The 12,274-nt window shown below is 42.7% G+C and carries 10 protein-coding genes and 1 other RNA gene; 7 read left to right on the top strand and 4 right to left on the bottom strand.

Annotated elements, in window-relative coordinates:
• Positions 1-124: 124 nt before the first annotated feature.
• From PSM36_RS09320 to ssrA, 4 genes are all read left to right on the top strand, one after another.
• Entirely contained in the window at positions 125-1,408 is a 1,284-nt protein-coding gene (locus PSM36_RS09320) for a DUF3472 domain-containing protein (protein WP_076930681.1), read from the top strand.
• A 154-nt stretch (positions 1,409-1,562) separates the two neighbouring features.
• The gene (locus tag PSM36_RS09315) at positions 1,563-1,889 is read left to right on the top strand and encodes a transposase family protein (RefSeq protein ID WP_076928393.1); all 327 of its coding nucleotides are present in this window, start codon (positions 1,563-1,565) and stop codon (positions 1,887-1,889) included.
• 5 nt (positions 1,890-1,894) lie between these two features.
• Entirely contained in the window at positions 1,895-2,761 is an 867-nt protein-coding gene (locus PSM36_RS09310) for an ISL3 family transposase (RefSeq protein ID WP_161947535.1), read from the top strand.
• 164 nt (positions 2,762-2,925) lie between these two features.
• Positions 2,926-3,326, top strand: a transfer-messenger RNA (tmRNA) gene (gene ssrA, locus PSM36_RS09305).
• A 596-nt stretch (positions 3,327-3,922) separates the two neighbouring features.
• Here the strand turns inward: ssrA and PSM36_RS09300 are convergent.
• Genes PSM36_RS09300 through PSM36_RS09285 form a run of 4 tightly spaced genes read right to left on the bottom strand, consistent with a single transcriptional unit; the run spans position 3,923 to position 6,583 of the window.
• Positions 3,923-4,393, bottom strand: a complete 471-nt coding sequence (locus PSM36_RS09300; RefSeq protein ID WP_076930680.1) for a hypothetical protein — start codon at positions 4,391-4,393, stop codon at positions 3,923-3,925.
• Between the two features lie 33 nt (positions 4,394-4,426).
• Positions 4,427-4,843, bottom strand: coding sequence for a hypothetical protein (locus PSM36_RS09295; RefSeq protein ID WP_076930679.1), 417 nt, complete (start codon positions 4,841-4,843; stop codon positions 4,427-4,429).
• A 53-nt stretch (positions 4,844-4,896) separates the two neighbouring features.
• Positions 4,897-5,442 (bottom strand): RNA polymerase sigma factor, encoded by a 546-nt coding sequence (locus PSM36_RS09290; RefSeq protein ID WP_076930678.1) that lies wholly within the window; start codon positions 5,440-5,442, stop codon positions 4,897-4,899.
• Positions 5,443-5,497: 55 nt separating this feature from the next.
• Positions 5,498-6,583 (bottom strand): tetratricopeptide repeat protein, encoded by a 1,086-nt coding sequence (locus PSM36_RS09285; protein ID WP_083710997.1) that lies wholly within the window; start codon positions 6,581-6,583, stop codon positions 5,498-5,500.
• 268 nt (positions 6,584-6,851) lie between these two features.
• On the opposite strand from PSM36_RS09285, the gene prmA reads away from it, so the two are divergent.
• The 3 genes from prmA to PSM36_RS09270 all read left to right on the top strand — a co-directional run bounded on the left by prmA (position 6,852) and on the right by PSM36_RS09270 (position 12,239).
• On the top strand, positions 6,852-7,691 hold the full coding sequence (gene prmA / locus PSM36_RS09280) for a 50S ribosomal protein L11 methyltransferase (RefSeq protein WP_076930676.1): 840 nt from the start codon (positions 6,852-6,854) through the stop codon (positions 7,689-7,691).
• A gap of 81 nt (positions 7,692-7,772) precedes the next feature.
• Complete coding sequence (locus PSM36_RS09275; protein WP_076930675.1) at positions 7,773-9,443, top strand: putative transporter; 1,671 nt, start codon at positions 7,773-7,775, stop codon at positions 9,441-9,443.
• A 126-nt stretch (positions 9,444-9,569) separates the two neighbouring features.
• Positions 9,570-12,239, top strand: coding sequence for a 4-alpha-glucanotransferase (locus PSM36_RS09270; protein ID WP_076930674.1), 2,670 nt, complete (start codon positions 9,570-9,572; stop codon positions 12,237-12,239).
• Positions 12,240-12,274 lie beyond the last annotated feature (35 nt).

The following is a 12,274-nucleotide window of genomic DNA, read 5'->3' as shown; positions in this document are numbered from 1 at the left end:
TAGGTTATTTTGAGGGTTTCTAAAAGTAATTAATGTATTTTTGTGGGAGTTTTAATACGCTTTGTTGCTGATTTCCGTCAAGAATGGAAATTTTAAAAGCTAATTGCCCAATTAACATATAAAAATGAAAACCAAATTACCCTTTTTACTTTGCATTCTGATATTTGTATCTCAATTATCGGCACAAAGCGTAAGTAAAAAAGAAGTACGACTGAGTGGAAATGCGTATGTCACGGCACATGGTGCCGGTGCAAAAATCGGCCGTCACGGGTTGGAAAAATGGACGGATCCGAAAAGTGAGGTGAAAACATATGTCTATTTCTCCAGACCGCAGACTGTACGGGTAACTCTTAATGGTACCCTCGACGAAGGAAAATCACGGATAAAAGTGGGGATAGAACATCAGGGCGTTCATCAAAAAAACCAAAACATTCAACTAAATGCCGGAGAGTTTAGCGTAGAGTTGAAGCCTTTCCGTATCGTCGAACCGGGGTATGTCACAATAACGTTACAGGGTATCTCTAAAACGGGAGGGGATTTTGGGGTAATTGGATCGCTAACCATTGAGAATGATGATGACAGGATGGTTTATGTGGATGATTTTGCCGACTATTGGGGGCGGAGAGGGCCCTCTGTACATCTTTCTTACACCATGCCGGAAGATACCATTGAATGGTTTTATAATGAAATAATGGTACCGCAGCACAATGATGTAATCGGGAGTTACTATATGGCAAACGGTTTTGGGGAAGGATATTTCGGGATACAATGCAATTCGGAGAACGAACGAAGAGTCCTCTTTTCTGTGTGGAGCCCGTTTGAAACGGAAGATCCGAAACTGATTCCCGACAGTATGAAAATTGTGATGCTCAAAAAAGGAAAGGACGTGTATACCGGGGAATTTGGCAATGAAGGGTCGGGTGGCCAGAGTTTCTTGCGTTATCCGTGGAAGATTGCGAACACTTATCGTTTTCTTACCCGTGTGGCGCCCGATAATAAAGGGAACACAGTGTATACCTCGTGGTTTTTCGCTCCCGAAGAGAACCAATGGCGACTTATCGCGTCGTTCCTTCGTCCGAAAACCGACACATATTATAAGCGGGCGCATTCTTTCCTTGAGAATTTTATTCCCGGGCAGGGGTATCTGACGCGAATGGTTTATTTCGGGAATCAGTGGTTTCGTGCCAAATCCGGGGAATGGATCCCGGGAAAGAAAGCATCATTCACCTACGATGCGACTGCGAAAGCAGGTGCCCGTATCGATTATCAGGGAGGGTATGATCCACAATCGAACCGGTTTTTCCTGAAAAACTGTGGATTTTTCCATGACTCTACCGAATTTCAATCCAGATTCCATAAAACGGCTGGTAATCAACCGCCGGAAATAGATTTTGACGGGCTTCCGTGAAGAAGATTTCAAATTTAGTTGCACTGATTTTCAATTTACTACGTCGATTTTCAATTCAAATTCAAGATTCGAGAGGCAGTATTCCTGTTTATTTCATTGAAGGTTCTTCCCGTTTTAATATGACTTAACAAAATAAATTTTACCTTTGTATCGTATGACAACAAGCGATATATTAGAAAGAATCTTACTGCCTATCAATGATTTATGGTGTGTAGACAATGTTCAAATAAATGAAGAAGAAAAATCTGTTTATGTTCACCTATCATATAAGTTTGATTTTGTAGAAATTGACGGAAGAGATTACCCCATTTACGATTATCGTCATGAGCGTAATTGGCGTCATTTGGATTTATGGCAATACAAGACCTATTTAACTGCACGTATTCCGCGCTATAAAATAGGCGGTGAAATCCGTTCCGTTGACGTTAGCTGGGCAGATACAGGTGAACGTCTGACGACTTTACTTGAAAAAAAACGATAGAAACTTTGTCTCTGACAAAAAGTCAAAGCCGCACAGCTAAACTTTTGTCATTGAGCCACTCACAAGTAAGCCGGATAATGCACCGCAGCGTATCTCGAGGGCTGGAACGTCGAGACAAAAGCGACATTTATCCACACCTGAGCATTGACGAGAAAGCAACCAAAAAAGGACATCACTATTTAAGCATCTTATCCGATGAGCGCGCCGGAGTAGTTATTGAGGTTGTATCGGGACGAACCAAAAAAAGCGTAGATGATTTATGCGTAAAACTTTCTCAAAAGCAGCGCAAATCCGTCAAGACCGTATGCACGGATATGTGGGATGCTTATATCTATGGCGCAAATAAGTATTTTAAGGAAGCTAAACTCTGTCATGACAACTTCCATTTGGTGGGCTATTTGAATAAAGCGGTAGATAAAGTTCGCAAGAGAGAAGTTAAAACAAACGATGCCTTAAAGAAGAGCAAGTATCTGTTTTTGAAGGATAAAATGAACTTTACCAATAAACAGTATATTGCTTTCGAGGCTATATCAAATGCCAATTATGAGGTTTCGAGAGCTTGGAGAGTAAAGGAAAATTTTAGAGACATCGCATTTCGCCAAAACCGGCTGGATGCCCTTGCCATATATTCCTTTTGGCGGCTGGATGCCCAAAGGGCGAATATTAAAGAAATGAATGAGGTAGTCGAGATGTTTGACAGACATCAAAACGGCATTGTAAACGCAATAGAAACAGGTGCCTCAAATGCAAGAGCAGAAAGGTTAAACAGTTCAATACAAGAGATAAAAACAATTGCCAGAGGATATAGAAATGATGATAATTTTAGAGTAGCAATTTTGTTTTTCCATGGAAATCTTGATATGTATCCATAAATGTTAAGTCATACTAAAACTTATAGAACCTCATTGAAAATTGCTATCTTTGTACCAAAGAAGCGAAAAAATATTGTTGAAAAATATTTTTGTTACTGATGTGTTATTCATCTGTTCAATGATATCCCGTTTCTTTTTAAGTATCAATGTGATACGTGAAATATGGGGTTGACCGGTTTTGACAGCGGGTAGAAGAGGTTTGTAAGCATGCAGTGCGTTGTCGGTTTGCACTTTAATCTCAAACGTCAAACAATTAACTGGCAATAACAATTACGCTCTTGCTGCGTGATCGAAGTATAGTAGATCAATCGCTTAATTCCGCCACCAGGTGGCAGAACAAGACATCACCCGGAAGCTGTGGCTTCGAAGCGTTCCGACCAGGTGGTGCAGGTAAATCGGAGATAGGATAGGCGAGGCTTCGGCGCCTTTCCGAAATTAAGAAGATAAGGATGGAGTATGGTGGCTTCAGTCGCGCTCCTTCCCGACAATCAAAATGAAGCTAAGCATGTAGAAAGCAGATTGCTTCCTCGTTTGGACGAGGGTTCGACTCCCTCCAGCTCCACAAATACCACTGGTAATTAATAGGTTATTTTATTTACACCCAATTCTACACCCAGTAATGTAGAGTTGGGTATTTTGTTTTTATCAAATACTAAAATCCCTATCTATACTTTCATATGGGGGATACTCCATTTGACTCGTACAAGCCGAGGGCATTACTTCCAATTTTTTTATTCTAACTCATTTATCTCCCGTTTTAATTCTGTCAATAATTGTTTCTCTGTGGGTAGATAAAGCTGGTATTTACTGGCCATGATAGTTTTATTCTCTTCCGGTAGTGAATACTTTAAAGAATTGGATATCATAATAAAAGGAATGACGGTTGCTGTTGTATGACGTAAAACCGCTCTATGTGCAGCTTCTCTATTTTTTCAGTTGTTGCATTACTGCTTTCGCTATTTCTTTTGAGCTGAATGGATTTTGTCCTGTAATAAGATTTCCGTAATACATGAAGATTTTTTAATTGTTATTAGCCAAATACTGATGCCGGACTGTACATAAGAGTAAACCCCGAAAATTTTTCGGGGTTTACTTTCAAATAATATTGTATATTACTGTTTATCGGCAGGGTAGAGCGGAACGTTCACAGGTTTGGTTGTTTTACCGTCTCCGGTTGCTTCCTCCCTCATTCCTGAAATTCGTTACTTCACGCTGGATAAAATCTCTTTCTGCTTGCTGGGCTTTGTATAACTTCTCGGGTGAGAGCACTTTCTCGAATTTGACAGAGTACTCCTTGTCGAGTTCCGCCTCTTTGAGTTTGACATCTACATCGTCTTCGAGCATTCTTTTGTACTCTTCATCGGATATATTACTGTTATCCTTGATCCGCTGTACCTTATCACGATGGTTTCTGTGCAGCCTAAACTTCTTTTGCGTCAATTCATTACTAAGGGGAAAATATTTACCCGCTTCCTCCTGCGTAAGACCTGCCTCTTTCGTCACATACTCCTTTTTCCTTTTCTCATAATCTGCCATATTCATTTTCCTGTCCTGTGAAGTCTGGGCAGAGAGAATTAAAAAGTTGGCAGGCAGTATAATTGCACACAAAAGCAAAAAAATACTTCTTCTCATTACAAAATTTGTTTTTAAATGATGTATGATAGTTCAGTTCAAATAATACTGATGATACATGTAATCGAAATAGCTGTCATCAATCAACTGCTCTTCGAGATATTGATAGAATTCCTCTTCGGTTATCTGTACGGTAGACCAATAGCTTTCCGCATTACCGGATGAGGTGGAGAGCATCTGTTGATTAGCAAGCTGATCCCCGGTTGTACTGCCGTTTCCGGGAGTTTTTACCAAAAAATTAATGGTGATGTAAAGCCCGACGAACATGGCAGCCAGATAGACCCATGGCTTGGCTCTGTCCCACATTGAAACCGGCTCTGGAACTATAATCTCCTTTTCCGGCAGGCGATTCATTATTTCTTCATTGAATTGCGCGAAATAATTTTCGGGAACTTTAAAAGGATTTTTAGTCTTGTCTATTTCTTTTAATTTGTTAATTTTTGTATCCATACCTCTTATTTTTGCGCTGCTCTGTTGAATAGACTTAATGAATCGATAAAAGTTTAATGGGGTTCACTTAAAAATTTTTCAATTTTTTTTACCGCATGATGGTAAGAGGCTTTGAGCGCTCCCACCGACGTTCCCAATATATCAGAAATATCTTCATATTTCATCTCTTCGGAGTATTTCATATGAAAGACGAGACGCTGCTTTTCCGGAAGGGTAAGAATGGCTTTCTGAAGAAGTTTTTGTGCTTCGTCACCGTCGAAATAGGGATCGCTTTCCAATGTGTTGAGCAGGAATGAATTGTCGTCATCCAAAGCGATATGGTTTTGACTACGTTTCTTGTTGAGGAAGGTGATGCTTTCGTTGATGGCAATACGGTAGAGCCAGGTAGTGAGCTTGGCTTCACCCCTGAAGTTTTCGAGATTCATCCAGGCTTTGACGAATACATCCTGTAAAATGTCGTTGGCATCATCATGTGAAATCACCATTTTCCGTACCTGCCAATAGAGTCTTTCACTGTATTCGGATACAAGCCTGGCAAATCCTTTTCGACTTGTTCGTGGATCTCGTAATTCTTCCAGTAACTGTTCCTCGTTATTCATTTCCTTTTTATATGGAATTCAATGCAAAGGTAAACGATTTTTATTAACTTTTCCATTACTCCTCATCTCCTTTTTCAAACCATATTACAAAATCGATCGCTTCCCCGGGATTTTGTTGCCACCATTCCAAAGATTCAGGAAAATAGGATACACTGATATAACGGCAGAAAGTGTCGTAATATTCAGAGTCTGCAATATGAGAGAAGAAGGGAGTATAAAAAGTCCAGAAAACGCCTTCTTTAGCACCTTTGCTCTCCCGGGTGAGTACATTCATAATCTCTTTGTTGACAGTTTTGAAAAGGATGAAGTCATCTTTTTCTTCTGATGAGTTTTTCAGGGAATCGAGTGTAGAGGTAATAGCATGGTATACGAAATTGCGATTCAACCCTTCTTCAATGCTTAAAGGCGGAATTTTATCGGCCTGTGGTATGGTATCGGGTTTGTTGCGCATCATCTGTTGCTGGATGAATGATCTTTGTACAGGCGCTTCATTTGTTTTGATACGCATGATGGCCAACATTTCCTCGAAGGCGCCCTTCGACCGTTTGCTGTCGGGCTCCAGGAGAAGGAACATCTGGAACGATAGGATACTTTGCACCCATAATCCGCTATCGTTAAGTGCATAAGCATTCAATAAAAAAGCACCGCTATGAGATTTATCCAGGTCGATAGCTCTTTTTACATGTTCCAATGTTTTGTCGTTATCTCCTTTTTTATAATAATTGAGCGCTAAGTTATAATGCAACACGAATCCATCCCCATTTTTTATCAGGCCTTCCTGAAGTAGTGCTATGGCTTCATCTACCTTATTCATTCCTGCCAGCGCCTCGCTTTTTACCGCATAGGCACCCGGAGATAATTGTTTGTTGCCGGAATTGACTACCTGGGTACTATATTTTGATGCATTTTGATAATCCTGTAATGCCAGATAGGATAGTGATAACTCGTAAATTGCCTGTACTGATTTGGGATCGAGCGTAAGCGCCTCATTATATTTATCGATAGCTTCTTTGAATTTACCTTCATCATGCAGTTCAACGCCTTCCTGGATCAACTCCTCCGCTTTGGCATTCTGCCCGTATGAAAGAAACAACGGGGCGGCGGCAATCAATATAGTAATCAATAATATAGTTCTTTTCATTATCGTGTAGTCTAAGTTTAATAATCGTTCCCACTAAGCGATATTATAGAAGACGGGTATGTCCGGATTATGTTATCACGAAAGAACGACTAAATTTTTTGCGTGGATAAAAATAGGACAAAAAAAGATAAGTTCCGGTTCTTATTGGCAAAATCCACTTCATTTGTAACACAAATAAACAAATGGCTCTCTAAAATAAAATGATTTTTACATTTTTTGGTCTCAACACAAACTTGAATTACCTTTGTTCCTTATTTTAATAATCATCATGCAGTATATACAGGTACAATTCAGTTGTGAGCCCAATACGGAGGTGTTAACAGATGTCCTCTCGGCCCAGTTGGGAGAAATAGGGTTCGAATCGTTTGTCCGGACAGAAACGGGGTTGGATGCATATATTCCTTTATCCGGTTTATCGCTTGGTAAAGTGGACCTACTTCTTTCTGAATTTCCGCTGGAAGCGGAGATCACTTATTCCTGCCTTGAAATGGAAGATAAGAACTGGAACGAAGAGTGGGAGAAAAACTACTTCCAGCCGGTGGTTATTGATGATATGCTGTGTATACACAGTTCATTTCATAAGATAGGCGGTGAGTTCAAATACAGTATATTGATTGATCCCAAAATGTCGTTCGGCACAGGGCATCACCAGACCACGGAATTGATGATGAGGGAGTTGTTGGAAATGGAACTGCAAGGCAAGTCCCTTCTCGATATGGGGTGCGGTACCGCTGTCCTGGCTATCCTGGCATCCATGAGGGGCGCTTCCCCTATAACCGCCATCGATATAGATGAATGGGCATATCATAATGCGATGGAGAACACGCGGCTGAATGGTATCGACAATATCCGCTTGTTTCAGGGCGGGGCGGAATTGCTCGGCGATGAAACATATGATGTGATACTGGCCAATATTAACCGGAATATTCTCCTGCAGGATATAGCGGCATACAGGCAGGTTTTGAATAGAAACGGAATGCTTGTGATGAGCGGTTTTTATAAGGAAGATATTCCTGCCATACGTGCTGCTGCCGAAGGCCAGGGATTAACTTACGGACACTTTTCCGAAATAGATCAATGGGTGGCTGTTGCATTTTGTTATCAATAAAATAAGCACTACCTTTGTGCCGATTTTCAGAAGAACCGATAAATTTATCTGTTTTAGGTTATTAGATTGGGTTATTAAGATATGGAGTGGTTGATAGAATTAATTACCGGAACGAGTATAGCACATTCAATACTTGTGATGGCTTTGGTAATCTCGATAGGATTGCTATTGGGTAAGGTAAAGATTTTTGGAATTTCTCTCGGAACGACCTGGATACTCTTTTTCGGTATCTTTCTCGGGCATATAGGCCTGCAGGTCGATGAAAATATACTCCATTTCCTGAAAGAATTCGGATTGATCCTGTTTATATATTCTATCGGGATGCAGGTCGGCCCCAGCTTCTTTTCCTCATTCAAACAGGGAGGCATCACTCTTAATATACTGGCATCCGGCGTAGTGCTGCTGGGCGTATTGGTCACCTATATCATACATCTGGTAACCGGATTGCCTATTGCTACCATGGTAGGCATATTGTCGGGAGCTGTTACCAATACACCGGGACTCGGGGCAGCACAGCAGACCTATACCGATGTAATGGGAACTACCGATCCTACTATCGCTACAGCCTATGCGGTTGCTTATCCGTTAGGAGTGGTGGGGATCATTTTGAGTATCGTTCTTTTCAGATATATCTTCAAGGTGAATTTTGCCAAAGAGAACAGTACTTTAGATGGCAATGATGCTTCCAAGATGACGGAAGCGCATATGTACTCCCTGCAGGTGATGAATCCCTCTATCTTCGGAAAAAATATCCGTGAAGTGAAACGGTTAATTGACAAGGAATTTGTCATATCAAGGGTATTATATGCAAAAACCGGCGTGTTGGATGTCCCTCAAACAAAGACCATACTCGAAGAGAACGACAAAATACTGGTTGTTTCCAACCTGAAGAATATCGATGTGATTGAAGCGTTTATCGGACAACGTATCGACATGGACAGAAGTGAGTGGAATAAACTGGATTCACAACTGGTTTCACGCAGAATATCGATTACTAAACCTGCGATCAACGGACGTTCCATAGGCAGCCTGAAATTGCGGAATCTGTTCGGCATCAATATCACCCGGGTGAACCGTGCCGGGGTTGACCTGATTGCCGACTCCCGTCTTCAATTGCAACTGGGCGACCGCGTGACAGTCGTGGGCTCGGAAGAATCTATCGCCAATGTGGAGAAATTCCTTGGTAATTCATTGAAACGCCTCAGGGAGCCCAATCTCATCTCTATTTTTATAGGTATTGCATTGGGAGTACTCCTGGGAAGTATTCCATTTATGATCCCGGGTATTCCCCAGCCGGTAAAACTGGGACTGGCAGGCGGGCCGCTTATTGTGGCTATATTGATTAGTAAATTCGGGCCGAAGTACAAACTCATCACATACACAACCATGAGTGCCAACCTGATGCTGAGGGAGATAGGCATTGCGCTGTTCCTTGCCTGTGTAGGGCTCGGTGCCGGTGAGAATTTTGTCGAAACAGTCGTGAATGGAGGGTATAAATGGGTTGGTTATGGGGTTATTATTACCGTGGTACCCTTGCTGGTCATCGGTACCATCGGCCGAAAGGTCTATAAACTGAACTATTTCACCTTGATGGGATTAATTGCAGGTAGTATGACTGATCCTCCTGCATTGTCCTATGCAAATGCCACAGCAGGGAATGATATGCCTGCGGTGAGTTATGCAACTGTCTATCCGCTTACGATGTTCCTCAGGGTGATCACGGCTCAATTGCTGATCCTTCTCTTCCTCTGAATCGTTTTACCGTCCCGCAAACGATTGCATGGGAATCCGGATAAAAAGCGCAGGCTTTTATCCGGCTCCTTCATGAAACATTGTAGCTTTGCTTGTCAACCATAAATAGTTAACAGATATTGGCTAATGGCACACCTTATATTTACAATGAATTATCATACCGCATGGGGTGAACAGGTTTGTCTTTGCGGGAATACTCCGGAACTTGGGGATTTAAATGAAGACCGGGCGATCACGCTTGATGCTGATGGAGGCAACTGGTCTGCTGCAGTGGATATTGAAGAGGCAACAGATATTGGCTACTACTATTTCATCAGAAAAGGAGGATATACCATTCGCCGTGAATGGGGGAATAACCGCAAGATCCATATTACAAAGGGGCGGAGAGAATTCATTATCAATGATCTTTGGAAGAATAAATCATATCATTCCTATCTTTATTCCACAGTTTTTACAGATACTGTTTTCAGGCATGAAAGAAAGCCACTCCCTTCAAAATATTATCCTCATACTCTCTTGTTGAATGTGATCTGTCCTTATGTCTCCGGCGATCAGTCATTGATGATCACAGGTGAATGCCAGGAACTGGGTGTATGGGATTTGAAGTTGGCGAAACCGCTCTCTTATATCGATGAAGGGGAGTGGCAAATAATGCTTGATGCAAAAAAACTGCCTGCAAAGAGTGAATATAAATTTGTAATCGTAGATAAAAAAAGCGGTGAGGCGGTACACTGGGAAGATGGTATAAATCGCCTGTTAACAGCAACGGCAGCACATCGGGGAAACACTGTACAGGTGGAAATGGGGTTGCTCTTTCATTATCAGGGATTTACTTATCGGGGTACAGGTACGGCTATTCCTGTCTTCTCCCTGAGGACTGGCGACAGCTTTGGTGTAGGTGACTTCGCCGATCTGCGCAAGATGGTCGACTGGGCAGCACTCACCCGGCAGCAGCTGATCCAGTTGTTACCCGTGAATGATACCACAGCCACTAAAACCTGGCGAGACTCATATCCTTATAGTGCTATTTCAGCCTATGCCCTCCATCCCATATATCTTGGCTGCAGTGATTACCCGTTGAAAGTGAAGAAAAAACAGAATGCTTTCCTGAAAGAGGCAAAAGAGTTGAACAGCTTGCCCGACCTGGATTACGAAAAAGTATTGTCGCTAAAGACCCGCTATAGCCGGGAACTCTTTCAGCAAGAGGGGGAGGAGGTTCTCGTATCGGAAGGTTATATTGCTTTTTATAAAAAGAATGAATCATGGCTTTTCCCCTATATGTGTTATTGCTTCCTGCGTGATAAGTATGGCTGTGCCGATTTCAGGGAGTGGGGGGACTATGCCTCTTACAATGGTACGGCATTGAAGGAGATGGTCGATACCGATGCCGAAGCCAGAGTGGAGACACAATTCTGGGCTTTCCTGCAATACCTGCTTCATCAGCAATTCTCCGGCGTGAAAGTATACGCCAATGAAAGGGGAGTGGCACTAAAAGGAGATATCCCCATCGGTATCAGCCGTAACAGCATAGACGCATGGGTAGCCCCTGACCTCTATCATATGGATACCCAAAGCGGTGCTCCACCCGATGATTTCTCATTCTTCGGCCAGAACTGGGGTTTCCCCACATATAACTGGCAGATGATGGAAAAGGACGGTTATGCCTGGTGGGTAAACCGCTTCCGCAAGATGGCAGATTATTTCGATGCCTACAGGATAGACCATATCCTGGGTTTTTTCCGTATCTGGGAAATACCGCTCGACGCCGTGCAGGGGTCGCTTGGGCACTTTAGGCCTGCCCTGCCTTTTTGGATAGAAGAGATCAATCGTGCGGGAATCCCCTTTGATGAGGAACGGATGGTACAACCGTTTATTCATGAACACTTTCTGGCGGATATTTTTGGGGAGCATACCGAAGAAGTGAAGAGGGAATACCTTGAAATAACAGGGTGGCAGCGGTTTAAATTGAAATCACACTGCAATACCCAAAGAAAAGTTAAACAACTGTTTGATAATAAAAAGGATGAAAAGAGCAGGAGGATATGCGACGGGCTTATGTCTTTGTGCGCAGAAGTGCTCTTCGTGCGTGATCCGCAGGATCATCACCGGTATCATCCGCGTATTACGGTGCAATATACTCATTCATATCGCTATCTTGACACCCACGTAAAGGAGGCGTTCAATCGCCTGTATGACGAATTTTATTATCACCGGCATAACTATTTCTGGCGTGAAGAGGCAATGAAGAAATTACCGGTACTTATCTCATCCACCAGGATGATGGCCTGTGGAGAGGATTTAGGTATGGTTCCCGACTGTGTACCGTCGGTGATGCATGAATTGCAGATGTTGAGTTTGGAGATCGAGCGGATGCCAAAAGACCCATTCGCCACTTTCACCGATCTACAGCGGTTGCCTTATCTGTCGGTATGTACTACTTCCACGCATGACATGTCGCCCCTTCGTCTGTGGTGGACTGAAAACCGGGAACTTACCCAGCGCTATTACAACGAAGTATTGCATCATGAAGGAGTTGCTCCGGCTGAGTGTAATATTACTATCTGCCGGCAGATCATTGAACGTCATCTCCGTTCGTCGGCCATGTGGGTAATCCTGCCGTTGCAGGACTGGCTGTCTATCGATGAAAAACTGCGTAATCCCGATATTGCCACCGAGCGGATCAATATACCAGCAAATCCGGAGCACTACTGGCGTTACAGGATGCATATCTCCCTGGATGACCTGCTTAAAGAAACTGCCTTTAACGAGAAAGTGGCAGCGCTTTCCGGTCGGTAATTGGAGGTGGGAAGGTGATAAAGTACCTGAGTGGG

Source organism: Proteiniphilum saccharofermentans (assembly GCF_900095135.1).
Classification (GTDB): Bacteria; Bacteroidota; Bacteroidia; order Bacteroidales; family Dysgonomonadaceae; genus Proteiniphilum; species Proteiniphilum saccharofermentans.
The sequence above is the reverse complement of the archived record's forward strand: the minus strand, read 5'-3'. Positions and strand labels throughout refer to the sequence as shown.